The organism is Arthrobacter sp. AOP36-F1-5 (assembly GCF_058137995.1).
In genome coordinates this window covers 941,771-965,148 of the sequence record NZ_CM176892.1, presented here as the reverse complement: position 1 = coordinate 965,148, position 23,378 = coordinate 941,771, and the positions used below count along the sequence as shown (strand labels likewise).

General features: G+C 65.3%; 20 protein-coding genes and 1 pseudogene. 11 read left to right on the top strand and 10 right to left on the bottom strand.

The window, feature by feature from the left end:
- Window positions 1–17: 17 nt before the first annotated feature.
- A complete protein-coding gene (locus tag AC3ZI9_RS04405; RefSeq protein WP_444566425.1) occupies window positions 18–1,280 on the top strand; it encodes a metal-dependent hydrolase family protein in 1,263 nt (420 codons plus the stop codon).
- A 135-nt stretch (window positions 1,281–1,415) separates the two neighbouring features.
- Here AC3ZI9_RS04405 and AC3ZI9_RS04400 read toward each other — a convergent pair whose 3' ends face one another.
- Complete coding sequence (locus tag AC3ZI9_RS04400; protein ID WP_444566426.1) at window positions 1,416–2,402, bottom strand: CPBP family intramembrane glutamic endopeptidase; 987 nt, start codon at window positions 2,400–2,402, stop codon at window positions 1,416–1,418.
- A gap of 133 nt (window positions 2,403–2,535) precedes the next feature.
- On the opposite strand from AC3ZI9_RS04400, the gene AC3ZI9_RS04395 reads away from it, so the two are divergent.
- A complete protein-coding gene (locus AC3ZI9_RS04395; protein ID WP_444566427.1) occupies window positions 2,536–3,801 on the top strand; it encodes a sensor histidine kinase in 1,266 nt (421 codons plus the stop codon).
- Window positions 3,789–4,469, top strand: coding sequence for a response regulator transcription factor (locus AC3ZI9_RS04390; RefSeq protein ID WP_444566428.1), 681 nt, complete (start codon window positions 3,789–3,791; stop codon window positions 4,467–4,469). Before AC3ZI9_RS04395 ends, AC3ZI9_RS04390 begins: the two co-directional genes overlap by 13 nt.
- A gap of 31 nt (window positions 4,470–4,500) precedes the next feature.
- Here AC3ZI9_RS04390 and AC3ZI9_RS04385 read toward each other — a convergent pair whose 3' ends face one another.
- Genes AC3ZI9_RS04385 through arsB form a run of 3 tightly spaced genes read right to left on the bottom strand, consistent with a single transcriptional unit; the run spans window position 4,501 to window position 7,323 of the window.
- On the bottom strand, window positions 4,501–5,781 hold the full coding sequence (locus AC3ZI9_RS04385) for an FAD-dependent oxidoreductase (RefSeq protein ID WP_086995635.1): 1,281 nt from the start codon (window positions 5,779–5,781) through the stop codon (window positions 4,501–4,503).
- A complete protein-coding gene (locus AC3ZI9_RS04380) occupies window positions 5,771–6,235 on the bottom strand; it encodes an arsenate reductase ArsC (protein ID WP_086995638.1) in 465 nt (154 codons plus the stop codon). Before AC3ZI9_RS04380 ends, AC3ZI9_RS04385 begins: the two co-directional genes overlap by 11 nt.
- Window positions 6,232–7,323: an ACR3 family arsenite efflux transporter gene (gene arsB / locus AC3ZI9_RS04375; RefSeq protein ID WP_443358288.1), complete on the bottom strand. Its 1,092-nt coding sequence runs from the start codon at window positions 7,321–7,323 to the stop codon at window positions 6,232–6,234. Before arsB ends, AC3ZI9_RS04380 begins: the two co-directional genes overlap by 4 nt.
- A gap of 111 nt (window positions 7,324–7,434) precedes the next feature.
- On the opposite strand from arsB, the gene AC3ZI9_RS04370 reads away from it, so the two are divergent.
- Together AC3ZI9_RS04370 and AC3ZI9_RS04365 are read left to right on the top strand one after the other, a co-directional pair.
- Window positions 7,435–7,821, top strand: a complete 387-nt coding sequence (locus AC3ZI9_RS04370) for an ArsR/SmtB family transcription factor (RefSeq protein WP_096224287.1) — start codon at window positions 7,435–7,437, stop codon at window positions 7,819–7,821.
- Between the two features lie 40 nt (window positions 7,822–7,861).
- Entirely contained in the window at window positions 7,862–8,257 is a 396-nt protein-coding gene (locus tag AC3ZI9_RS04365; RefSeq protein WP_443384118.1) for a hypothetical protein, read from the top strand.
- Window positions 8,258–8,263: 6 nt separating this feature from the next.
- Here AC3ZI9_RS04365 and AC3ZI9_RS04360 read toward each other — a convergent pair whose 3' ends face one another.
- Entirely contained in the window at window positions 8,264–11,104 is a 2,841-nt protein-coding gene (locus AC3ZI9_RS04360; RefSeq protein WP_444566470.1) for an FAD-binding and (Fe-S)-binding domain-containing protein, read from the bottom strand.
- A gap of 118 nt (window positions 11,105–11,222) precedes the next feature.
- Here AC3ZI9_RS04360 and AC3ZI9_RS04355 point away from each other — a divergent pair, with 118 nt between their 5' ends.
- Together AC3ZI9_RS04355 and AC3ZI9_RS04350 are read left to right on the top strand one after the other, a co-directional pair.
- On the top strand, window positions 11,223–11,984 hold the full coding sequence (locus AC3ZI9_RS04355; protein ID WP_086995650.1) for a GntR family transcriptional regulator: 762 nt from the start codon (window positions 11,223–11,225) through the stop codon (window positions 11,982–11,984).
- 39 nt (window positions 11,985–12,023) lie between these two features.
- Window positions 12,024–12,866: an NAD-dependent epimerase/dehydratase family protein gene (locus AC3ZI9_RS04350; RefSeq protein WP_444566429.1), complete on the top strand. Its 843-nt coding sequence runs from the start codon at window positions 12,024–12,026 to the stop codon at window positions 12,864–12,866.
- Between the two features lie 20 nt (window positions 12,867–12,886).
- Here AC3ZI9_RS04350 and AC3ZI9_RS04345 read toward each other — a convergent pair whose 3' ends face one another.
- A complete protein-coding gene (locus AC3ZI9_RS04345) occupies window positions 12,887–13,564 on the bottom strand; it encodes a LysR substrate-binding domain-containing protein (RefSeq protein WP_489923871.1) in 678 nt (225 codons plus the stop codon).
- 63 nt (window positions 13,565–13,627) lie between these two features.
- The gene (locus tag AC3ZI9_RS04340; RefSeq protein ID WP_301526061.1) at window positions 13,628–14,959 is read right to left on the bottom strand and encodes an ISL3-like element ISPfr3 family transposase; all 1,332 of its coding nucleotides are present in this window, start codon (window positions 14,957–14,959) and stop codon (window positions 13,628–13,630) included.
- 393 nt (window positions 14,960–15,352) lie between these two features.
- Here AC3ZI9_RS04340 and dld point away from each other — a divergent pair, with 393 nt between their 5' ends.
- A complete protein-coding gene (gene dld, locus AC3ZI9_RS04335) occupies window positions 15,353–17,068 on the top strand; it encodes a D-lactate dehydrogenase (RefSeq protein ID WP_013161533.1) in 1,716 nt (571 codons plus the stop codon).
- Between the two features lie 61 nt (window positions 17,069–17,129).
- Here dld and AC3ZI9_RS04330 read toward each other — a convergent pair whose 3' ends face one another.
- Window positions 17,130–18,119, bottom strand: coding sequence for an IS481 family transposase (locus AC3ZI9_RS04330; RefSeq protein ID WP_444566431.1), 990 nt, complete (start codon window positions 18,117–18,119; stop codon window positions 17,130–17,132).
- Window positions 18,120–18,541: 422 nt separating this feature from the next.
- On the opposite strand from AC3ZI9_RS04330, the pseudogene AC3ZI9_RS04325 reads away from it, so the two are divergent.
- Window positions 18,542–18,967: pseudogene (locus tag AC3ZI9_RS04325) on the top strand (helix-turn-helix domain-containing protein); the annotation flags it as partial.
- Here the strand turns inward: AC3ZI9_RS04325 and AC3ZI9_RS04320 are convergent.
- Together AC3ZI9_RS04320 and AC3ZI9_RS04315 are read right to left on the bottom strand one after the other, a co-directional pair.
- Window positions 18,959–20,290: an ISL3-like element ISPfr3 family transposase gene (locus AC3ZI9_RS04320; RefSeq protein WP_301526061.1), complete on the bottom strand. Its 1,332-nt coding sequence runs from the start codon at window positions 20,288–20,290 to the stop codon at window positions 18,959–18,961. The pseudogene AC3ZI9_RS04325 and the gene AC3ZI9_RS04320 overlap by 9 nt on opposite strands.
- A 106-nt stretch (window positions 20,291–20,396) precedes the next feature.
- On the bottom strand, window positions 20,397–20,609 hold the full coding sequence (locus AC3ZI9_RS04315; RefSeq protein WP_444566432.1) for a helix-turn-helix domain-containing protein: 213 nt from the start codon (window positions 20,607–20,609) through the stop codon (window positions 20,397–20,399).
- A 140-nt stretch (window positions 20,610–20,749) separates the two neighbouring features.
- On the opposite strand from AC3ZI9_RS04315, the gene AC3ZI9_RS04310 reads away from it, so the two are divergent.
- Window positions 20,750–21,949 (top strand): NAD(P)/FAD-dependent oxidoreductase, encoded by a 1,200-nt coding sequence (locus AC3ZI9_RS04310; RefSeq protein ID WP_086995658.1) that lies wholly within the window; start codon window positions 20,750–20,752, stop codon window positions 21,947–21,949.
- Window positions 21,950–21,992: 43 nt separating this feature from the next.
- Window positions 21,993–23,375 (top strand): 2-oxoadipate dioxygenase/decarboxylase, encoded by a 1,383-nt coding sequence (hglS, locus tag AC3ZI9_RS04305; RefSeq protein ID WP_086995661.1) that lies wholly within the window; start codon window positions 21,993–21,995, stop codon window positions 23,373–23,375.
- The last annotated feature ends 3 nt before the right edge of the window (window positions 23,376–23,378 follow it).

The following is a 23,378-nucleotide window of genomic DNA, read 5'->3' as shown; positions in this document are numbered from 1 at the left end:
CGTCTCCGGAGGTCCCGATGCCCAGCACATCCACGGTTTTCACGAATGCCCAGGTCTTCGACGGGGTGGCCTTCCTTCCGGAGCCGGCAGACGTCGTCTTCGTGGACGGCCGCGTGGCAGCTGTCGGCCCCGGCGCCGGGGATGCGGCCCCACATGCCTCGGCCACCGTCATCGACTGCACGGGCAAGACGGTGCTGCCCGGGATGATCGACCTGCACATCCATGTCACCTCCTCGAACCCGGGTTCGTTGCACGCCGTTGCCGAGCCGTTCTCACTGCAGTTCTACGAGTCGGTGCACAACCTCGAGGCCACGTTGCGGGCGGGGATCACGTCGGCCCGCGATGCCGGTGGTGCCGACCTGGGCGCCCAGGTAGCCCAGGCTTCCGGGCTCATCCAGGGGCCCCGCCTGCGTCTGGCGATTTCGATCATGTCCCAGACCGGCGGACACGGGGATTTCTGGCTGCCTTCGGGGGTCTCGGCCCCCGCCCTCGGTCCACACCCCGGACGGCCCAGCGGGGTGGCCGACGGGGTCGAAGAAGTGCGCAAAACGGTGCGCACGATGCTGCGCGCCGGGGCCGACCAGATCAAGATCTGCTCCACCGGCGGGGTCCTCTCCCCCGCCGACGATCCCCGCCACTCACAGTTCAGCCCCGAAGAGATCCGGGTCGTCGTCGACGAAGCCGAAGCCCAGGGCAAGTACGTCATGTCCCATGCCCAGGGCACCGCTGGAATCTGCAATGCCCTCGATGCCGGCGTGCGGACCATCGAACACGGCATCTATCTCGACGACGAGACCATCCAGGTCTTCCTGGACCGGGGCGCCTACCTGGTGCCCACGCTGGCCGCCCCGGCAGCGGTCATCAGGAAGGCCGAGGCCGGAAACAGTGGCCTACCGCAAACCGTGATCGACAAGGCCTACCGGGTCCACGAAGACCACCGGGGCTCGGTCGCCCGGGCCATTGCGGCCGGAGTAAAGATCGGCATGGGCACCGATTCGGGGGTCGGTATCCATGGCGAGAACCTCGAGGAGCTGGCCCTGCTGGCCGACGCCGGGATGTCACTGCAACAGGTGTTGGCTTCCACCACCTCGGTGGCGGGGGAACTGATCACCCCTGAGCACTCGGTGGGTCGGCTGGCCGAAGGCTATCTGGCCGACGCCGTCGTCCTGAACGGGAAACTGGAATCCACCGACCAGCTCGCGGATCTGCACTCCATGATCGAGCGGGTCTTCCAGGACGGCGTCGAGCAGTTCGGCCCGGAATCCCGGCCCCGGAACTGATGTCGCTGCGGTGCAGCGCGTGGCATGCTGATCACATGAAACGTGCCGCGTCGATCCTCCGGCACAGCCACCACCGACAGCGCCGCGGACCGGTTCCCCGAGGACGTCTCCACGGTCACCGTTCAAGGACGCGACCTAGAGAACGGTTACGGGGGCTCGACCCTGGAGGTCAGCCTCGGGAACTGAGGGGCGGGTGCGCTGGACCTTGCGTGCTGTCGCCAGTCTGGCCAGGACCAGGACGGTGACGACGGTGACGGCCACCGAGAGGAGCAGATCCAGGAGGCCGACATCATCGGCGTTGGCGTCGGCGACCCCGAAGGCGACGAAGGCGAAGATGCTGGCATTGGTGACGATATGCAGGGCGATCGCCGCCTCCAGTCCCCCGGTACGCCAGCTCAACCAGCCGGCGGCGATCGCGAAAACGGCGATGTCGAGCTGACCCAGCAGCTCGTAGTCGTGGCCGAGCACGAACAGCGGCACCGGCAGCAGGATCGCGAAGGCCGGATGCCGTAACCAGCCACCAAGGGTCTGCATCAGATAGCCGCGGAAGACGTACTCCTCGGCAGCTGCCTGAAACGGGACCACCAGCAAGGCGGCAGCCAAGACGGCCAGGGTCCTGCCGCCGTCGTACATGAATTCCCCGCCCTCTTCGGTGCCGGGCAGGAACTGTGCCACCAGTTGGGCGATGACGTTGATCCCCAGCGCGGCGCCCAGACACCAGAGCAGCCAGGTCCAGCGCAGTCGCCCGGTGACCGAGGAGAGCAGACCGACGGGCCGTGTGCCCACGATCAGCGTGGCCAGCCAGAGGGCCGGAATCATCAAGGCCAAGGAGACGAGCAGGGGGATCAAGACGAAGGGGTCGTTCATGTCCGGGACTCCGGAGCCCAGCAACACTCCGTCGATGATGCGTTCGAATCCGGGGCTCAGCAGCCCGACGATGACGACAGCCAAGAAGGCGGCGATCATGAAGCCCACATAGAGGCCGACCCCGATCAGCCCGACCAGCAGCGGCTTCCACCACCGGTATCCGGCCCCGTCGCGGGCCAACCGGTGGTAAGACATGGGCGAGGCGTCGCCGGTCTCGGTAGTCGGCGATGGCTGAGGTGTGTTGGTGCTCGTCATGAACCCATCCTTTCCCATATCCCGCCGTCACCGCATCGACCGTCGGAACGAAAAATATCGGGCCTAAAGGATGAGTGCCAAACCGACCGTGGGGAGGATGTCTGCGCAGTACCGGCTGGATAGGGTTGAGCCTATGACCACCGCCGAACTTTCTGTCCCACCGCAGTCCCGCCTCCGCCGGGCCTGGAGCGGTACCTGGCGTCTGGTGGTCGCCGTGCTGCTCGGGATCGTCGCCTTCGCCGTCGTCTATGCCCCGGTCTTCGAACTGGACCCCTCAGGGCCTGCCGGGGAAACCTTCGGTGTGCTGATCTTTGTGGACCTGGTCTTGGGGCTCCTCTGCTTCCTCCTGTATCCCTTCAGGCATCGGGCACCGCGCACCCTCACCATCCTGCTCGTGGTTTTCGCCTCGTTCTCCACCCTGGGCTCGGCCGCCGCGATGCTGGCTCTCGTCTCCTTGGCCACCCGGCGCCGCTGGGCGGAAATCATCATCGTCTCGGTGCTGTTCATGGGCGCCTCGTTTCTTGTGGAAACCAGCATGCCCCTGCTGCCCGGGGAGGAACCCCTGGAGCCCTGGTGGCTTGTCGTCCTTTTCGTCGTCATCTTCACCGCCGTCCTGGTCCTGACCGGGATGTATATCGGTGGGCGCCGACAGTTACGGGCCGCTCTGGAGGCTGAGTTGGCCAGCAACCGGCGCAGCCAAGACGCCCAGTTGGAGCAGGCCCGGGCCAACGAACGCACCCGCATTGCCCGGGAAATGCACGACGTACTGGCCCACCGGCTCTCCCTGGTGGCCCTGCATGCCGGCGCTCTGGAATACCGTACGGACCTACCGGCCGAACAAGTCAGCGAGGCCGCCGGGGTGATTCGCGCCAACGCCCATCTGGCCGTCAGCGAACTCCGCGAGGTCCTGGGTGTCCTGCGTGATCCGGCGACCGTCTCAAACGAACCAAACTCCACGACTCCCCCGCCCACGCTCGGACGCCTCGAGGCCCTGCTCGCCGAAAACCGCGAGGCCGGAACCCCCACCGTCCTGGAGGGGAACCCGCCCGGAGCCACCGAACTGGAGGCACTGGATGAAACGAGCAGCCGGACCGTGTTCCGGGTCCTGCAGGAGGGGCTGACCAATGCCCGCAAGCACGCCCCAGCGCAGACCGTCTACGTGCGGTTGGCCGGTAACCCGGGTGGACGGCTCACGGTGTCGCTGCGCAATGGCCTCACCGACAGGACCCGTGCGCTAGTGCCAGACGTCAAAGCCACTGGCCCCAACGCTGCCCCGGCCTCGGGCATGGGACTGACCGGACTCTCGGAACGCGTCAGATTGGCCGGTGGATCGCTGAGCGCCGCGGACGACGGCGAGGGTCACTTCGTCGTGGAGGCTTGGGTCCCATGGAACCGGTAGATACGAGCATCAAGGTGGTGCTGGTCGATGACGAGAACCTGGTGCGGGCCGGGCTACGGCTGATCCTGAACGGGGATCCGCTGATCGAGATCGTCGGCGAAGCCGGCGATGGTGTTGCGGCATTGGACGTGATCCGCGATGCCCGGCCCGACGTCGTCCTCATGGATGTGCGCATGCCGACCATGGACGGGCTGGCGGCGACCCGGGAACTGCTCGCCCGGGACCCCGAGCTGAAGATCCTGGTGTTGACGACCTTCGACACCGACGACCTGGTGTTGCAGGCTCTGGAGCTCGGTGCCAGTGGCTTCCTCCTCAAGGACACCCCGCCGGCCCGCCTGGTCGAAGCGGTGCATCACGTTGCCGGCGGCGGGTCCATGCTCTCCCCCGCGGCCATCGGACATCTGGTCACCGCGGCCACCGCCCACCGGGGCCAGGCACAAGCCGATACCGAAGCCACCCGCAAGATGGCCCTGCTCACCGAGCGTGAACGAGGCATCGCGACGGCTGTGGCCCGGGGGCTCTCCAATGCCGAGATCGCCGAGCACCTCCACATCAGCATCACCACGGTGAAAACCCATGTGGGGCGGGTGCTGGATAAGCTCGGCGCCGAGAACCGGGTGCAGATCGCCCTGCTGGTTCACGACGCCGGCCGGGGCCTCAGCTCCTAGCTTCGCCCGCAGTGACGGTGCGGGCTACCGCTCAGCCGGAACACACACCGGTGGATGCCAGTTCCAGTTCCACCGCATCTGCGGCGCACCGGTCCCCGGATAGCGCGGCGGCCACGGAGCGGACCTGTTCGTAGCCGGTGGCCAGCAGGAACGTCGGTGCCCGGCCGTAGCTCTTGGCCCCGACCAGGTAGAACCCGGATTCGGGGTGGGCCAGCACGGACTCCCCGTGGGCCGGGACGGTGCCACAGCTGTGGAACTCGGGATCAATCAGCGAACCCAGTGCCCGGGGTGCCTCGACCGCTGGATCCAGGTCCAGGCGCAGTTCGGCCAGCGGCCGCAGATCGGGCCGGAAGCCGGTGGCCGGAACCAGCGCGTCGACGATGAGTTCCCGTTCGTCGGCTGTCAGGACGCTCAACCGTTCCCCGGAAACCAGCCGGGTGATCGAGAAGTTCTCTTCGATGGTGACGTCGCCGGATTCGACCAGTCGGCGCAGGCTGGCCCCGAGTTGTCCGCGGGCCGGGAGCTGGTCTGCGGCTCCGCCGCCGTAGAGCCTGACCGGGTCGGCGGTGCCGCGCAGTCCCCACAGGATGCGGGTTTCGGGGTGGCGTTGGCGCAGCCGGCCCAGGCTGATCAGGGTGTTTGCTGCCGAATGTCCGGCACCGAGGACCATGACGGTTTTGCCCGCCAGCCGGTCTTGGTCCTCGCCGAGTGGGTCAGGTAGTGGGGAGGTGATGAACCCGCACCTGCGGGCTTCGGCCTCGCCGAGGGCTTCGAGCCCCGAACGTCCCACGGGGTTCGGGGTCCCCCAGGTTCCTGAGGCGTCCAGGACGGCCCGGCCCAGGATCTCGGTCTCCCCGCCGGGTGTGGCGACCCGGATCAGGAACGCGGTGGCTTCGCGGCCTGCGGTCCGGGTGCGGTCGAGACCTTTTCCGTCGTCGTGGACGCGGGAGACGTGGGTGACGCGGTGGTTATACCGGATGCGGGGCGCCAGTTCGGGGTGTTCGGCCAGTGGCACCAGGTACTCGGAGACGAGTTCGGCACCGGTGGGCAGGTGGGCTGCGCGAGGTGTCTGCCAGTCGGCGGCGTAGCCGGGGGCCGGGGTTTCCAGGAGCCGGCGGGCTGCCGGGTCAATATTGTAGCGCCAGGTGGAGAACAGTTTGATATGCCCCCAGTTGCTGATGGCCGCTCCCGGGGTGGCACCGGCTTCGAGCACCAGCACCTCCTGGTCTCGTTCGCGCAGCTGGGCGGCGGCGGCCAGGCCGATGGGTCCTGCACCGATGATGATCACCGGCAGGGTGTTTTCACGATCCATGCTGTGTTCCTCCTGCTTGCTGTTGCGTTCTTTCCAACGGTTCGACCCCCGGCAGCAGCTCGGCGATCAACGTCTGGACCCGGGAGTGGATGTCATCGCGGATGGGCCGCACGGCGTCCACTCCTTGTCCTGCAGGATCGGCGAGCTGCCAATCCTCGTAGCGTTTGCCGGGGAAGATGGGGCAGGCGTCGCCGCAGCCCATCGTGATGACGACGTCGGATTCCTGAACTGTCTCAGTCGTCAGGACCTTGGGCTGTTGGGTGGAGATGTCGATGCCGATTTCGGCCATCGCCCTCACCGCTGCCGGGTTGACGCTCTCGGCGGGTTGGGAGCCTGCCGAACGGACCTCGATGCGGCCTGCGGCCAGCTGCTGCAGGAAGCCGGCGGCCATCTGGGAGCGTCCGGCGTTGTGGACGCAGACGAACAGGACGGAGGGGATGTGAGTCTGGCTCATGCGCTGACCTTTCGTGGGGTACCGGTGGTGAAGAATTTGCGGGACCACAAGGCCACATAGACCAGCCCCACCAGAACCGGCACCTCGATCAGGGGCCCGACGACTCCTGCCAGTGCTTGACCGCTGGTGACCCCGAAGGTGGCGATGGCGACCGCGATGGCCAGTTCGAAATTGTTTCCCGACGCGGTGAAGGCCAGCGTGGTGGTGCGTTCATACCCCATGCCCAGACCACGCCCGATGAGCATCCCGGCGCCGAAGACGACGGTGAAGTAGATGAACAGCGGTATCGCGATGCGGACGACGTCCAGGGGTTGGCCGATGATCGTATCCCCCTGGAGGGCGAAGAGCACGACGATGGTGAACAACAGGCCGTAGAGGGCGAAGGGACCGATCTTCGGCAGGAAGGTGCCCTCATACCAGTCGCGGCCCTTGGCTCGTTCACCGAAGGTCCGGGTCAGGAATCCTGCCACCAGCGGGATGCCCAGGAACACCAGGACGGAGAGGGTGATCGTCCAGACGGAGAAGCCCGCGCTGGTGGTCGGCAGGCCGAGCCAGCCGGGTAGGACCTGGAGGTAGAACCAGCCCAGCGCGCCGAAGGCGACAACCTGGAACACCGAGTTGATGGCCACCAGGACGGCGGCGGCTTCACCGTCTCCGCAGGCCAGGTCGTTCCAGATCAGGACCATGGCAATGCAGCGGGCCAATCCCACAATGATCAGCCCGGTGCGGTATTCGGGCAGATCGGACAGGAAGATCCAGGCCAGGGCGAACATGAAGGCCGGGGCCAACAGCCAGTTCACGACCAGGGAGGTGACCATCAACTTCCTGTCGCCGATGACCCTCCCGGTTTCGTTATAGCGGACCTTGGCCAGGACCGGATACATCATCACCAACAGTCCGATGGCGATGGGCAGGGAGACCCCGGCGACCTGCAGGGAATCCAGCGCTTCCCCCAATCCGGGGATCACCCGTCCCAGTCCGAGCCCGACGGCCATGGCCGCGAGGATCCAGACGGCAAGGTACCGGTCCAGGGTGGAGAGCTTCTTCGTGACGTGTCCGGTGTCGGCGGGCACGGCGGTGCTGTTCATAGTGTGGGACTCCCAGGGTATATATCGACGAACATCGATGTGTCGAGTATGGTGGTCGATATCGACAGATGTCAATCTCCCGATCGGGAGTGCCAGAAAGCAGGGCAGCTCATGTCCACGTCAGCCACCGGCCAGGTCCCAAGGGGCGCCGGCCCGGCATCCACTGCCACGAAACCGGCACCGGGGTGCGCATCCTCCCCCGCCCGTATTCCACTGGAGATCGAGGAAGCCGAAGCGCTGTCCGCCTCGTTCAAGGCGCTCGCCGATCCGAGCCGGCTACGGATCCTGTCCATCGTGGCTGCCGACACCAACGCCGAGACCTGTGTCTGCGATCTGTCCGAGCCGCTGCAGTTGGGCCAACCCACGGTCTCCCACCATCTGAAGATCCTGGTCGACGCCGGCTTCCTCCACCGTGAGAAGCGCGGGGTCTGGGCCTACTACTCCCTGGTCCCCGGGGCCTTGGATCACGTGGCGGAGACCTTGGCCGCGGGGCTCTAACCGCTTCATTCGTTTTCACGCATCCGCGTAGGCTCAGCACATGATGACTCCCCGGCTGCAGTCCCTCATCGAAACCTTCGATGCCATCCCCCACCCCGACTGGGTCACCATCGTCCTGACTTCCTGCCTGAAGCGGTTGGGTTCCGGCGGCCCGACCGCGTGGGAATGCGTCGAGGTGTTCGACGCTTGGGTGGACAAGGGCGCGATGTTCATCGTCTACACCTCCCCCTGGGGACCCACTGTCGGGCTAATGCGCGGTGCAGAGGATCCGGACTGTGAGGATCCCGTCGAGCAGGGTCAAAACATTGCAGATGTCGACGTCGCCGAGCCGTTGGGGACCTACATCGACCGTTTGACTTTCGACGCGAATGGACTGGGCTGGTGGGGCGATCCGCTGGTGGGAACCGTATTGGAAAATGGGAGCGCCTTTTTCTAACGGCGTTTAGGTCTTCTTCACCAGAGCCTTCTGCAGCACTTCGGCGAGGTGGAGGCCATCGACTCCTGTGCCTTCGGTGATCTGCGTGCGGCAGGAGAACCCATCGGCCAACACCAGGTCCCCTGCTTCCCGGGCTCGAATTGCTGGGAAGAGTTCGCGTTCGCCCAGGGTCTTGGACAATTCCGCATGCCCCGGCTCGAAGCCCCAGTTGCCCGCTAGGCCGCAACAGCCGGTTTTGATCTCTTCTTCACGCACGCCCACACTCCGCAGCACCGTTGCCGCGGGACCATGGTCACCCTGCGAGCGTTCATGGCAATGCACTTGGCTGACCGCCGTGGCGTCCAATTCCTCGAAGGGCCACTCAGTGCCGGACTCTCCGTTGGCCGGGACCCGGTGTTCGATGAGCCCGCCCAAGGACACGACGGACTTCGCCATCAGGGCCGCCCGGGGATCATCCGGCAGCATCTCCGGCAGATCGTGTGCCAGCAGGACGGTGCAGGAAGGTTCCAAACCCACCACCGGATATCCAGCGCGAAGATAGGGCTCCATCACATCCAAGGTTCGGGTCAGCACCTTCTGTGCCATATCGAGTTGTCCGGTTGAATGCCAGGTCAGCCCGCAACAGACGAATCCCTGGGGCATGACCACGGTGTAGCCCAAGGCTTCGAGCACCTCGACGGCGGCCAGCCCCGGCCCCGTGTCCAAATGATTGGTGAACGAATCGGGCCACAGCACCACAGTGCCTGCATCGCGGGTCCCCACTCCGGCACGGGGGCCATTGGATGGCTGACGACGGGCGAACCACGATTGGAGACTAGACGGCGCGAAGGAAATCATGGCTCGGCTGGGTTCGATGCCCCCAAGTTTCTTGACCAGCTTCTCCACTGTGCCGATCCCCAGCAGGCGGTTGGTCACCGAGGCCATCCCGGGGATCCGGTGCAGCACATGGGTCAGCAGCGGCAGCCAGCCCATGCTGTAGTGGGCCATCGGCCGGATGCGCCGCTGGTAGAACTTATGCAGGAATTCCGACTTATAGGTCGCCATATCCACGTTGACCGGGCATTCACTGGCACAGGCCTTGCAGGACAGGCAGAGATCCAAGGCATCCTTCACCTCGGTGGAACGGTAGGCCTGGGGCAGGGATTCGCCCCGGAACATTTCAGAGAGCACCCGGGCGCGGCCGCGGGTCGAGTCGACTTCGTCTCCCGTGGCTTGAAAGGAGGGGCACATGGCCCCTTCGTCGGATCGGCAGGCACCGACCCCGACGCAGCGGTTCACCGCGTTCACCAGTGAGCCGCCGTCACGGCTCAGGGCTTGGACGGGAAGCAGCTCGAAACTGCGTTGGCCGGGACCGGGGCGGACCCGATCGTCAACGACCTCGGGGTCAACCAAGACCCCGGGGTTGAAGATCCGTCCCGGGTCCAGGATGTTCTTGAAGGTGCGGAAGGCCTCCAGGGCTTCGCGGCTATAGATCCGGCGCAGCAGTTCGGAGCGAGCCCGGCCGTCACCATGCTCCCCTGACACCGAACCGCCATAACGGGCAATCGTGTCGGCGGCTTCCTCCATGAAGGAACGAAAGTCGGCGACCCCCTCATCGGTTCCTAGCGTGAAGGAGAGCCGGATGTGGACGCAGCCCTCACCAAAGTGTCCGAAAGGGATTCCGCGCAGCCCGTGCCGGTCCATCAAGGCGTACAGATCACGCAGGTAATGGGCCAAATGCTTCGGTGGCACCGCCGAGTCCTCCCAGGAGGGCCAAGCCTCCCCACCGTCGGGCAGGCGGGTCACGATGCCGGCGGCGGCCTCACGGATGCGCCAGAGCGCCCGGGCCTCCGCATGCTCGGTGACCACAATCGATGACGTGGCCGTAGTGACCGAAGCAACGAAGTCTTCGGCATTTCCCCTGGCCTGCTCGACCGTATCGCCGACGGCCTCACAGAACAGCCAGCCTCCGGCGTCCTGCCCGCCGGCCGGATCATTGACCCCGGGCAGCTCCGAGCCCGCCAAGTCCTGGCCGGGGCGTGAACGCAAGGCTTCGAGCAGGTCGTAGCCCATGCCTTCGGCGGTCGTCATCCCGGTACCGCGGACCACGGCCGCGGCCTCGGCGGCATCGAAGACGGTCTCGAAGGCCAGCACGGCCAGCGCGCTGGCCAGTGGACGCTTGACCAGCTTCACGGTCATCTCGGTGATGATCCCGCAGGTCCCCTCGCTGCCGGCCAGGGCCTTGGCGGCGTCGAAGCCGTTCTCGGCCAGCAGGTAGTGGAGCCCGTAGCCGGAGACCTGGCGCGGGAACTGCCCCAGGTCGGTCCGCAGGGTCTTCAGGTTCCCATCCCGCAGCGCCAGCAACTTGGCGTTGATTTCGGGATCGTCGGTACCGTCGGGTCCAAAGACGACTTCCCGGCCGTCGGCGAGCATCAAGGTCACCGATTCAAGGTTCTCCGCCGCGGTCCCCCACTCCAGTGAATGTGAACCGCAGGCATTATTGGCCACCATTCCCCCAATGGTGCAGCGGCTATGCGTGGAGGGATCCGGGCCGTAGGTCAGCCCGAATTCCCCGGCTGCATCGCGGAGCTGGTCGCAGATCACCCCTGGCTGGACCCTAGCCGTTCGCGCCTGGGGGTCAATGGAAAGAATCTGGTTGAAGTAGCGGGAGGTGTCGAGTACCAGCCCTTCCCCGATGCCGTTGCCGGCCACCGAGGTTCCTCCACCACGCATGGTGATCGACCAGTTCTTTTCGCCGGCCAGGGCGACGGCACCGCGGAGATCTTCAACGCTGCGCACTTCCAGTACTGCCGCGGGAAGGCGCCGATAGATCGAGGCGTCCGAAACGTAGGCGGCCCGGGTGGTCATGTCCGTGCGTAGTAGTTCATGGATCGTTCCCGGGGGCACCGCCTTGAAGGGGTTTGGCGCTAGTTGTTCCACTGCTGCTCCTCACGATCACGACTTGAATTAGAGTAACATGTTACTTATGAGCATCCAGCCTTCGGCCCCCGGCACCACGAGCAACAGCCCGGGAGCCGGGAACGCCCCTCCCGTCAGGAGGTCGTTGACCGAGCAGGTCATGGACTTCGTGCGCACTGCCACAGCCTCGGGGGATCTGCGTCCCGGCGAGCTCTACAGCGTCTACCAACTGGCTGAACGTCTGGGTTTCTCACGATCCCCGGTCCGTGACGGCCTCCTGCGGCTCGAAGAAGCCGGTTTGGTGGAGTTCGCCCGCAATCGCGGCTTCCGCATCATCCCCACCACCCCGCAGGACGTGGCCGAGATCTTTTCGATTCGCCTGGCTTTGGAAGTCCCCGCAGCGCGTCGGGCCGCGATGGCCTGCAGCGATGAACTCGCTACCGCCCTGAAGGCACTGGAGGCCAGCATGGCCCGTGCTGCGCGGGCGGGCGATGACGAGTCCTTCTTCGCCGATGACCAGTACTTGCATGACCTGCTCCTCGAAGCGGCCGGAAGCCATCGCGCCCGGGAGGTGGTCAACCGCTTGCGGGTATCAACCCGGCTGCTGGGGGTCTCCACCGCCGGCAGACAGCGGACCTACGAGGACATCCTGAACGAGCATGCGCCCATCGTGGCAGCAGTCATCGCCAACGATCCACAGTGCGCTGGGCAGCTGATGAGCGAACACCTGGCCACCACAGGACGGCTACTTCTGGCCCAGGCTGCTGCTCGGCAGGACCTCGATATCGACGCCGCCCGCCTCTGGGATGAACTGACCCGGGGCTACTAGCCAGCAGCTCCGGGCCAAGCATTTTTGTACACTCGGGGCATGACACAGACTTCACCAACGGAAGATGCCGCCGGCATGGAGGATTTCACGGGCCAACGGTGGATCGTCACCGGGGCCGCCGGAAGGATCGGCCGCCCCCTCCGTCGGGCCTTGGCCGAGCTGGGAGTCAACCTGGTCTCGGTCGATGTGGCCGACACCGAGCCGGTGGGGCCCACGGACACCGTGGTGCGGGGCGATGTCGAGGATCTCAAGACACTCGAGCAGACCTTTGCGTCAGCGGATGGGGTGATCCACCTCGGCGGCATTTCGGACGAAGCGGACTTCCATGACCTCGCACAGGTCAACATCGTCGGGACCTACCATGTGCTCGAAGCCGCCCGCCGGGCCGGTGTGCGCCGGGTCGTCTTCGCCAGCAGCAACCGACTGACCGGCTTCTACGACGTGGATACCGAGCTGACGGTCGACATGCCTGCTAGGCCGGATGGTTTTTACGGGGTCTCCAAGGCCGCCGGCGAAGCGTTGTGCCAGCTCTACTCCGATAAATTCGGCCTGAGCACCATCGCCTTGCGCATCGGAACCTACCTCTCCGAACCCGCATCACCGCGGCATATGCGCACCATGCTCAGTCCCGGGGATGCGGTGCGCGCCTTCACGGCGGCCATGCGCACACCGCAGCACCACGGCGTCTTCTATGCGGTCTCCAAGAATTCGGAACTCTGGTGGAACCTTGACGCCGGCAAGACCCTGGGTTTCGTTCGCGTCGATGATGCGGCAGAGCATGGTGTCCTCGAGGCCATCGACCCCGGGACCCCTCAAGGCGGTAGCTTCGCCTCCGCCGAGTATTCGCTGGACAGGATGAGATCCGAGGGCGTCGGCGACTGAGGCCTCGGCGGCAGCTCCCTCTAGCGTGGAGCCTCATCCGGCTGCCGGGTTTCCATGAGGCTGCCGTTCAGGATGGTCTCCAGGGTTTCAACCACCCGGCGGACCGAGCGGCGCTGCATATGGCTGGCTTTGGCCAGGGTCACCAGCGACCTACTCGATCCCGAAGCCAGAGCCAGCGTCTGCAGGCGCAGTGGGTGGACAATCTGCATCAACGGCGTGGTGATCGACATCCCCACCCCGGCCTCCACCAGCGCGAGTACGAGGGCGGTATCGGTGATGCTGTGCACATCATCCAGCTGGGCGCCCTGACTCAGGCACGCCTGCCGGGCAGCACTGCCAAATGCCGTTTCAGCCGGAGGCAGGATCCACGTTCGTTCTCGGGTCAAGTCCATTCCCGGGTGGAGCCCGGCATGGTCATTGCCGGCCAAAAGCATCGGTTCGGTATGCAGGACCACTCGCTCCAGATCTCTGCCAACCATGTCCGGTAGCTGGGAGTACTCGACGGTCAAGGCAACATCCACCGCGCCCGATCTGACGTATTCAGCGTCGCGTTCGACATCGATTTCATGAAAGATCACCTCCAGATCCGGATCGGTGACGCGCAGCGCATCAATCAGCGGCTTGCAGGCGATGGCGCCGACCGTGGCGAAGATCCCCAAGGTGACCACCGATTCGCTGCCTTTCGAATCATCATCCACGCTGCGCACCGCATCCTGCTCTGCCGTCAGGAGCGGGCCCACATGTTTGAGCAGTTTGATGGCTCATCCGAATCCAGGGTGTAGTCGGGGTCTGAACCCGCCGGTCTCGAGCAGGGATCTGGCGATGTAGTTGGTCAGGTTGCGGAACCCCAGCGCCGAGCCGCGCAGGTGCTCGAGCCTGCCGTTGATCGCCTCGGTGGGCCCGTTGGAGGTGCTGGGCCGGTCGAAGTAGGCCAGGACGTCGGCGGCGCGCTTCTTCAGCGTCCTGCCGAGCTTGGTGATCTCGACCAGGGCCTTGGGGACGCCGGTGCTGATCGAGTCGATGAGCCGGGCCATCAGCTCGCGGCCGTGGCGCCGGTTCTCGTGGTGGTAGGCGGCGATCATGCGCTGGTAGACGCTCCAGGTGACCTCGACCTCGACGTGGGCGTCGTCGGCGAACAGGGTGTCCAGTCGGTCCTTCTGCTTGTCGTTGAGCAGGTCGGCGCCGGTGGACAGGGTCCGGCGGGCGGCATAGAGCGGGTCGCCCTTGCGGCCGCGGTGCCCACAGATGGCCTGCTGAACTCGCCGTCGGCACTCATCGAGCGCCTCGCCAGCGAGGCGCGTGACGTGGAAGGGATCTAGCACGGTCACCACGTCGGGCAGTTCCTCGACGGCGGCGGTCTTGAACCCGGTGAAGCCGTCCATCGCGACCACCTCCACGCCGTCGCGCCACTCCTGCGGGCGGTCGGCCAGCCAGGTCTTGAACGCCTGCTTGGAGCGTCCTTCGACCATGTCCAGCAGCCGTGCCGGGCCGGTGCCATCTCGCACTGGGGTGAGGTCGATGATCACGGTGACGTACCTGTCGCCGCGACGGGTGTGCCTCCACACGTGCTCATCGACCCCGACGACCTTCACCCCCTCGAAGCGGTGCTCCTCGTCGATCAGCACCCGCTTGCCCTCGGCCATAACGGCGTCGTTGGCGGTGTCCCAGGCCACCCCGAGCCCCTCGGCGACCCGAGCCACGGTCAGGTGCTGGACCACGATCCCTTCCAGCGCCCACCGCAGAGCGCGCCGAGACAACTTGGCCCGGGGCTCGGCCGCGGCGGTGGTGTCCTGGCGCCACACATACCCGCAGCCGCTGCAGCGGTAACGGCGCACGACGACCTCCAGCGTCGTGGGCCGCCAGCCCAGTGGTTCGTGGGCAAGCCGTCGGACCACGGTGTCACGTGGTCTCCCTTCGCAGCCGCAGCGCCGGCACCACTGGTCGGGCTCGACCACCTGACAGGCCAATACGGCACGATCCGGCTCGAGTCGCTGCCCGGTGACAACGAGGCCGAGTTCGTCGAGGCGGCAGAAGGCAGTCAGGTCGGGGCTGGCGAACGCATCAGCGCGCCCGCCGACGGTAGCGTCGTGCACGTCGAGGTCTTTCGGGCTGAGTGTGTAGGAGCTCTCATCCTCGGGAGACCTCGACCCTCACCCCGACACCGACGCGCCGGCCCGCCGCGCGACGTGCGCTACACCCTCATCTGGGAAGAGCCTCCGAACCTACCGGAGTCCGAAAGTACCGCGGTCCGAAACTATCTGATGCGCATCTTCTACAATGAGGATGCGCGTATGCACATGCATACGCACACGCACACTCCTTGGACGCCGTAGCGAGCTTCCGGGCAGACGGTCGCAGACGTCGTCCCCCTGGCTCGTTTCCCCGCCCATCAAAAAATGAACGACCGCGGACTAGCTCGGATCAAGGCGACATCCCCTCAGCATCATGACGCGCTTGTGATGCAACTGAATATAGGAAGCTTAGAGATGACGCAACCAGGACAGACCACCACGACTTCGCACGAAGCGATCGATGCGTTCAAGAGAATCGTCGGCGACGAACATGTACTGACCTCTGAGCGTGCCACGATGCCATTCAGCAAAGGCTATCGATTCGGCGGAGGACCAGTCTTCGCCGTGGTGCGCCCCGGCACGCTGGTCGAGATGTGGCGGGCGCTGCAGGTATCCGTCGACAACAACCTCATCGTCATCCCGCAGGCATCGAACACGGGCCTGACTGGTGGATCCGGCCCCGGCTTCCAAGACTACGATCGCCCCATTGTGATCATCTCGACTCACCGCATCGATGAGGTGCACCTCATCAACGACGCGCGCGAGGCGATCTCGCTCGCGGGCACCCCGCTGACACACCTGACCGACGCGCTCGCCAAGCACCAGCGCGAGCCGCACTCGGTGATCGGGTCGACATCAATCGGCGCCTCGGTCATCGGCGGCATCGCGAACAACTCGGGCGGCAGCCAGATTCGCAAGGGTCCGGCATTCACGCGCGAAGCGATCTTCGCCCGCGTCAACGACGACGGCAAGGTCGAGCTGGTCAATCACCTGGGCATCTCGCTCGGAGACGACCCTGAGGTCGCACTCGACCGTCTACAGCGCGGCGAGTGGTCTCCCGAGGATGTCACCCCAGCTCCCGAAGACTCGAACGAGACCGAGTACGCCGAGCACTTGCGCAAGATCGTGCCTTCGCCTGCTCGCTACAATGCGAACCCCGAGTACCTGTTCGAGGCTTCCGGCTCGGCCGGCAAGCTGATGGTGTTCGCGGTGCGCACCCGCACCTTCCCTCGCGAAGTGCACCCGACCGTGTTTTACATCGGCACGAACAACACGCACGAGCTCGAAGAGATCCGTCGGTTGTTCCTCGAAGCCGACATGCCGCTGCCTATCTCTGGTGAGTACATGGGCCGCAGTGCCTTCGACTTGGCCGAGAAGTACGGCAAAGACACCTTCGTCTTCCTGAAGTTCATGAGTCCAGCGCTGCAGACGCGCATGTTCTCGTTCAAGACGTGGGCCAACGGCTTGTTCTCGAAGATTCCCGGCATTGGTCCGACCTTCGCCGACACGGTATCGCAAGCCATGTTCAGCGTGCTGCCCAACCAGCTGCCCAAGCGCATGATGGAGTACCGCAACCGTTTCGAGCATCACCTGCTGCTCACCGTCAGCGAGTCGCAGAAGGCCGCGAGCGAGAAGATGCTCAAGGAGTTCTTCGCAGAGCCCGAGCACACTGGTGAGTTCTTCATCTGCACGTCTGATGAAGAAAAGAGCGCGTCGCTCAACCGGTTCGGCGCGGCCAGTGCCGCCACTCGCTACGCCGCGTTGAAGCGCCGGCACATCGCAGGGCTCATCCCCATCGATGTGGCCCTGCGTCGCGACGATTGGAACTGGCTCGAGGTGCTGCCGGAGGAGATCGACGACCAGCTTGAGGTCAAGGCGTATTACGGGCACTTCTTCTGCCATGTGATGCACCAGGACTATGTCGCCAAGCAGGGCGTGGATCCCGAGGCGCTGCACGACCGCATCCAGCACCTGCTGGAGGAGCGCGGCGCGAAGCTGCCCGCCGAGCACAACTACGGTCGCATCTACAAGCTGCCGGAGTCCATGGAAGAGCACTTCAAGGAGCTCGATCCGACGAATACGTTCAACGCCGGTATCGGCGGCACGTCGCCGCACAAGGACTGGGCCTAAGTCCCCAAGGTAGCGCGACGCCGTGAGAGCCTGAGCGATGTCTTATCCATCTCGGGTGGACCTAGGTGTATGAGGTCATGACGTTGTCGACACGTTCGTGGACTCGGGTGGCCGGGGGCTGATCAGCGCAGGCGGTGTGCGGCCGATGATAGTTGTAGTGGTGGACCCAGACGCTGATCGCTTCGCGCCGTTCGTCTTCGGAATAGAAGGCGTGGGCGTAGAGGCATTCCTCAGAGAGGATCCGCTGGTAACGCTCGACTTTCCCGTTGTGCCTGGGCGTGTAGGGCCGGGTCCGCTGATGCCGGGAAGCATGCGCGTTCACGGTGCGGACGAAGGTCTTGGCGCGGTAGTTGGTGCCGTTGTCGGTGACCACCCGGACGAGGCGATTGATGCCGTGCGCAGCGAAGAACGCTCTCGCCCGGGAGAAGAAACCGATGGTGGTTGCCGCGGTCTCGTTCTCCAGGGCCTCGGTGTAGGCGAGGCGGGAGTAGCCGTCGATCGCAGAGTGCAGGTAGGTGTAGCCCACGCGCTTTTTGCGCGCCTTTGCATGGCCGCGGCCATGGAGTCGCCATCCGCCGCCGTCGGGGATCTGTCCGACCTTCTTCACATCCAGGTGGAGCATGTGGCCCGGGAAGCGGGCGATGATCTTCCCGGGCTCGCGGTTGTTCTCCCCGGTCGGGTCGAGGTCACGGCGGCGGGAGATCCCGAGGCGCTGCAGCCAGCGTCCGATGGTCCGGACGCAGTAGTGGTGGCCGCGGCTGGCTAGCTCGAGGGCGATGCGGCGGGCCGACCATTTGTGCTCTCGCCGCCAGGCGTCGATGAGTTCGAGGACCTTGATCGGTGGCCTCGAGGGTCGCCTGGCCGGAGCGCTTGTGCGGTCTTCCAAGGCTTTGGCACCGTCGGCGCGATAGCGGTGGACCCATTTCGTCAGAGTCGAGCGGGCGACGCCGGCTTCGGCAGCGACGTGGGCGATGGGTCGGCCATCATCTTCGACACGTTGGACCAGGCGGAGTCTTCCGGCAGGGGTCAGCGGCGAATTACGGTGGGTCATGGAACGGGTCTCTTCCGGCAGATGGACGGCTTCAGCACCACCCATCGTGCCGGTCAGGGACCCGTTCCTTCATCCCCGCTCCGTGACTACAACGTCATGACCCGCAACACCTAGGGCTCGACTCCCTAGGTCCACCGGGACGGATGAGTCGAGACATCGGTCAGAGGCTGGGCAGGCCATAGAATCGCGTGGCGGCGAGGGCCGCGCCCGGTCCGAGAACGGGTCATCGCCTCACGCCGTCAGCTGACCCGCGACGGCCGGCACACCGGCGAAATCCTCGCCACCGGCCACATCGACGAGCCCGGAGGCTATTGCTGAAACACATTGCCTGAACATATTGGTGGAGCTGAAGGTGTGTAGGTTCAGGACATCGTTCATAGGTGAGTCGGGACATCGTTCATAGTGGTCCGTGACGATGAGGGATGTCTAAAGCGCGTCTGATTGTTCTGGCCGTCACGCAGCGGCAGCAAACGCAGGCCGAGGTCGCCCGCCGCTACCGGGTGTCCTGGCGATGGGTCCACGAACTGATCCGACGATACGAACAGGGCGGTTGGGACGCGATCGAGCCCCGAAGTCGGCGCCCCCGCAGCAACAGTGCCGCCACCGCCGAACCCGTGCGAGCCCGCATCCTGGCCCTGCGTCGCGTCCTCACGGACTCCGGACTGGACGCTGGCCCGGTCACCATCGCCTGGCACCTCGAACACGAACACCCGCGCGCCCCGTCGACCTCCACGATCCGCCGGATCCTGCACAAAGCAGACCTGATCACCCCAGAACCGAAGAAGCGCCCCAAAAGCAGCATCCACCGGTTCGAAGCAGACCAACCCAACGAAACCGGCTCATCCGAATCCAGGGTGTAGTCGGGGTCTGAACCCGCCGGTCTCGAGCAGGGATCTGGCGATGTAGTTGGTCAGGTTGCGGAACCCCAGCGCCGAGCCGCGCAGGTGCTCGAGCCTGCCGTTGATCGCCTCGGTGGGCCCGTTGGAGGTGCTGGGCCGGTCGAAGTAGGCCAGGACGTCGGCGGCGCGCTTCTTCAGCGTCCTGCCGAGCTTGGTGATCTCGACCAGGGCCTTGGGGACGCCGGTGCTGATCGAGTCGATGAGCCGGGCCATCAGCTCGCGGCCGTGGCGCCGGTTCTCGTGGTGGTAGGCGGCGATCATGCGCTGGTAGACGCTCCAGGTGACCTCGACCTCGACGTGGGCGTCGTCGGCGAACAGGGTGTCCAGTCGGTCCTTCTGCTTGTCGTTGAGCAGGTCGGCGCCGGTGGACAGGGTCCGGCGGGCGGCATAGAGCGGGTCGCCCTTGCGGCCGCGGTGCCCACAGATGGCCTGCTGAACTCGCCGTCGGCACTCATCGAGCGCCTCGCCAGCGAGGCGCGTGACGTGGAAGGGATCTAGCACGGTCACCACGTCGGGCAGTTCCTCGACGGCGGCGGTCTTGAACCCGGTGAAGCCGTCCATCGCGACCACCTCCACGCCGTCGCGCCACTCCTGCGGGCGGTCGGCCAGCCAGGTCTTGAACGCCTGCTTGGAGCGTCCTTCGACCATGTCCAGCAGCCGTGCCGGGCCGGTGCCATCTCGCACTGGGGTGAGGTCGATGATCACGGTGACGTACCTGTCGCCGCGACGGGTGTGCCTCCACACGTGCTCATCGACCCCGACGACCTTCACCCCCTCGAAGCGGTGCTCCTCGTCGATCAGCACCCGCTTGCCCTCGGCCATAACGGCGTCGTTGGCGGTGTCCCAGGCCACCCCGAGCCCCTCGGCGACCCGAGCCACGGTCAGGTGCTGGACCACGATCCCTTCCAGCGCCCACCGCAGAGCGCGCCGAGACAACTTGGCCCGGGGCTCGGCCGCGGCGGTGGTGTCCTGGCGCCACACATACCCGCAGCCGCTGCAGCGGTAACGGCGCACGACGACCTCCAGCGTCGTGGGCCGCCAGCCCAGTGGTTCGTGGGCAAGCCGTCGGACCACGGTGTCACGTGGTCTCCCTTCGCAGCCGCAGCGCCGGCACCACTGGTCGGGCTCGACCACCTGACAGGCCAATACGGCACGATCCGGCTCGAGTCGCTGCCCGGTGACAACGAGGCCGAGTTCGTCGAGGCGGCAGAAGGCAGTCAGGTCGGGGCTGGCGAACGCATCAGCGCGCCCGCCGACGGTAGCGTCGTGCACGTCGAGGTCTTTCGGGCTGAGTGTGTAGGAGCTCTCATCCTCGGGAGACCTCGACCCTCACCCCGACACCGACGCGCCGGCCCGCCGCGCGACGTGCGCTACACCCTCATCTGGGAAGAGCCAGTTTGATCCCGGCATCGGAGAGCGTCACGCCCCGCCCGTCCTTGATGAACAGGGCGGAACCGACTTCCTGCTGCAGGGCCTTCATCTGCTGGGAAACGGCCCCGATCGTATATCCGGCATCGTCCGCGGCCGCCGTCATACTGCCGGTGCGGGCGACGGCTGCGAATAACTTGAGTTGGTGGAGCGTCCAGTTCATGCCTCGACCCTACCTATAGTTTCACTAAAGCAATTGCTCAAAAAACAATAGCTTGTGTAATAACCGCTCTCGGGGGATGGTGATTCCAGAAGAAAACATGACGTGGGTCACTCCCACGGTTCACATAGGAAGGAGGGGACATGGCCAGTTTGCTCACCGACCTCACCCCAGAGCATTCGACAGATCTACCGGAATCCGCCGACGTCGTGGTGATTGGCGGCGGCGTCATCGGCATGAGCGTCGCCTACCACCTCGTTGAAGCCGGAGTTCAAAATGTCGTTCTCCTCGAGCGCGGCGCCTTGGGGGCCGGTTCTTCTGCCAAGCCCCTCGGCGGGGTGCGAGGTACGTTCTCCGACCCGAACAACATCCGCTTGGGTCGCCACAGCCTGGCCAAGTTCCGCGACTTCGAGTCCACCCACGGCATCGACATCTCCTTCCGCGAGGTCGGTTACCTTTTCCTGTGCCGGACCCCCGAAGAACTTGCGGCCTGCGAAGCCAGCGTGGAGCTACAGAACAGCCTCGGCGGCAACAGCCGCATGGTCAGCCCGCACGAAGCCCAACGCATCAATCCATACATCGCCCCCGGGGCCTTGCTCGGCGCCCAGTTCTCCCCCGAGGACGGGCTCGCCTGCCCCCGCAGCGTGGTCGACGGCTACGCATCGCTCTCCAAGGAACTCGGGCTCGTCATCGCTGACCGGACGCAGGTCACCGGCATCGAGGCGTCCAATGGTTCCGTCGAATCCGTGCAGACCTCGCGCGGGACCATCCGAACCACCTCGGTGATCTGCTGCGCCGGGGCATGGTCCGCCTCCATCGGGAACATGGTCGGCGTCGACCTGCCGGTGGTGCCGGTCAAGCGCCAGATCGGCATCACCCGGCCCGACGGCGGCCCCACTCCCCCGGTGATTCCCTTCACGCTCGATCTGGGCACCACCATGTACTTCCATAACTACGATGACCAGTTGCTGCTCGGCATCTCGAACCCCGGACAGGAAAAGGGCTTCGACCGTGATTTCAGTTTCGACTGGGTCCCGGACTTCAACGCTTCGGCCGAGATCTGCGCACCGGCGCTGAGCGATCGCGAACTGGAGCACGGCTGGGCCGGCCTCTATGAGAACACCCCCGACAGGAATGCCCTGATCGGGGCCTCCGAAGACGTGCGCGGGTTCTCCTACGCCACCGGTTTCTCCGGCCACGGCTTCCTTCAGGCCCCTGGCGTCGGGGAGATCATGGCCGATCTGCATCTGGGCCGCGAATCATTCATGGACGCCTCCGGGTTCTCCGCGGAACGCTTCAGCTGCCAGAACGTCCCGCAGCTGAACGAAGTCCACATCATCTGACCAGCCCCCACCCCGACCACCACACCTCGGAAAGGAAGAACACGTGCCGTTTCTGCACACTTGGCAACTACGAGCCGAATTCGCCCTGCGCCTGTCACAGATGTATGGCGAAGAGGTTCCGGCATACAACACACTGGTTGAGGTCTCCAGCCACGTGAACCAAGACTTCATGGATCGCCACGGATCCGACGCCGAACGGCTGGGCACCTTGGAGCGGGTCACCGCCGAACGCCACGGCGCCATCCGCGTCGGCTCACCTCAAGAGCTGGCGTCAGTCGCCCGCGTCTTCGCAGCCTTCGGCATGCATCCGGTCGGCTTCTATGACCTCCGCGATGCCTCGTCGTCCTCGGTCCCGGTCATCGCCACCGCGTTCCGGCCCGTCGATGAGGACGAGCTGGCCAAGAACCCCTTCCGGGTTTTCACCTCGCTGCTGGCTACCGAAGACCCCCGCTTCTTCAACGAAGAACTCCAACGCGAGCTGCGGGAGTTCATCGACTCTCGCAGCCTGTTCCCTGATGGCCTGCTGGAACTGGCCGACCGTGCCACCGTCGGCCAGGGTCTGGACAGCGATGAGGCCGAACGGCTGCTCCACCTGGCCACCAGCGTCTTCCAACTCTCCAGCGAACCGGTCGATGATGCCTGGTACCGCAAGCTCGAGGCCATTTCTGCGGTCGCTGCGGATATCGGCGGAGTGTCAAGCACCCATATCAACCACCTCACCCCCCGCGTGCTGGACATCGACGATCTCTATCAGCGCATGGAGGACCGCGGAATCAAGATGATCGACGCCATCCAGGGCCCGCCGCGCTGGAACGGCCCGGATGTGCTGTTGCGCCAGACCTCGTTCCGCGCCCTGGACGAGGAACGAACCTTCCGTTTCGCCGACGGGAGCGAAGGACAGGGAAAGCTGCGTGTCCGCTTCGGCGAAGTCGAGCAACGAGGAGTCGCCCTGACCCGGAAGGGACGCGACCTCTACGAGGAGATGAACGCCGAAATCGACCGCCGAATGACCTCCGGGGACAGTCGCTCCCGGGTATCCGAAACGGTGTGGCAGGAAATGCTGCCGGGCACGGATGCCGAATTGGCAGCACAGGATCTGGCCTTCTACACCTACTCATCCAGCGCGTCGCAGGGCGAGGTTCCGGACGGCGCCAGCCTCGCCGAGCTGGTCACTGCGGGAACCGTGGAGCTCAATCCCATCGTCTACGAGGACTTCCTTCCCCGTTCGGCAGCTGGGATCTTCCAGTCCAACCTGCGCGAGGCCGGCCAACGTGACGATGCCCAGGAGGGAACCCTCTACGACATGGACCGACTTTCAGAAATCATCGGTCTTCCCATCAAGGATCCGGTGGACCTGTACCGGGCCCAACAGGACGCCTCGCTTTCCGAACTTGAAAAACAACTCGGTGTCACCCTTCGGCAATAGCCC

Excerpts from the sequence above, each read along its gene's own strand:
- AC3ZI9_RS04400 (WP_444566426.1), bottom strand. The coding sequence starts at position 2,402 with ATGACGAGCACCAACACACCTCAGCCATCGCCGACTACCGAGACCGGC.
- AC3ZI9_RS04355 (WP_086995650.1), top strand. The coding sequence starts at position 11,223 with ATGAGCATCCAGCCTTCGGCCCCCGGCACCACGAGCAACAGCCCGGGA.
- AC3ZI9_RS04395 (WP_444566427.1), top strand. The coding sequence starts at position 2,536 with ATGACCACCGCCGAACTTTCTGTCCCACCGCAGTCCCGCCTCCGCCGG.
- AC3ZI9_RS04365 (WP_443384118.1), top strand. The coding sequence starts at position 7,862 with ATGATGACTCCCCGGCTGCAGTCCCTCATCGAAACCTTCGATGCCATC.
- arsB (WP_443358288.1), bottom strand. The coding sequence starts at position 7,323 with ATGAACAGCACCGCCGTGCCCGCCGACACCGGACACGTCACGAAGAAG.
- AC3ZI9_RS04380 (WP_086995638.1), bottom strand. The coding sequence starts at position 6,235 with ATGAGCCAGACTCACATCCCCTCCGTCCTGTTCGTCTGCGTCCACAAC.
- AC3ZI9_RS04315 (WP_444566432.1), bottom strand. The coding sequence starts at position 20,609 with ATGAACTGGACGCTCCACCAACTCAAGTTATTCGCAGCCGTCGCCCGC.
- AC3ZI9_RS04390 (WP_444566428.1), top strand. The coding sequence starts at position 3,789 with ATGGAACCGGTAGATACGAGCATCAAGGTGGTGCTGGTCGATGACGAG.
- dld (WP_013161533.1), top strand. The coding sequence starts at position 15,353 with ATGACGCAACCAGGACAGACCACCACGACTTCGCACGAAGCGATCGAT.
- AC3ZI9_RS04310 (WP_086995658.1), top strand. The coding sequence starts at position 20,750 with ATGGCCAGTTTGCTCACCGACCTCACCCCAGAGCATTCGACAGATCTA.
- AC3ZI9_RS04330 (WP_444566431.1), bottom strand. The coding sequence starts at position 18,119 with ATGACCCACCGTAATTCGCCGCTGACCCCTGCCGGAAGACTCCGCCTG.
- AC3ZI9_RS04350 (WP_444566429.1), top strand. The coding sequence starts at position 12,024 with ATGACACAGACTTCACCAACGGAAGATGCCGCCGGCATGGAGGATTTC.
- AC3ZI9_RS04405 (WP_444566425.1), top strand. The coding sequence starts at position 18 with ATGCCCAGCACATCCACGGTTTTCACGAATGCCCAGGTCTTCGACGGG.
- AC3ZI9_RS04360 (WP_444566470.1), bottom strand. The coding sequence starts at position 11,104 with ATGACCACCCGGGCCGCCTACGTTTCGGACGCCTCGATCTATCGGCGC.
- AC3ZI9_RS04385 (WP_086995635.1), bottom strand. The coding sequence starts at position 5,781 with ATGGATCGTGAAAACACCCTGCCGGTGATCATCATCGGTGCAGGACCC.
- AC3ZI9_RS04370 (WP_096224287.1), top strand. The coding sequence starts at position 7,435 with ATGTCCACGTCAGCCACCGGCCAGGTCCCAAGGGGCGCCGGCCCGGCA.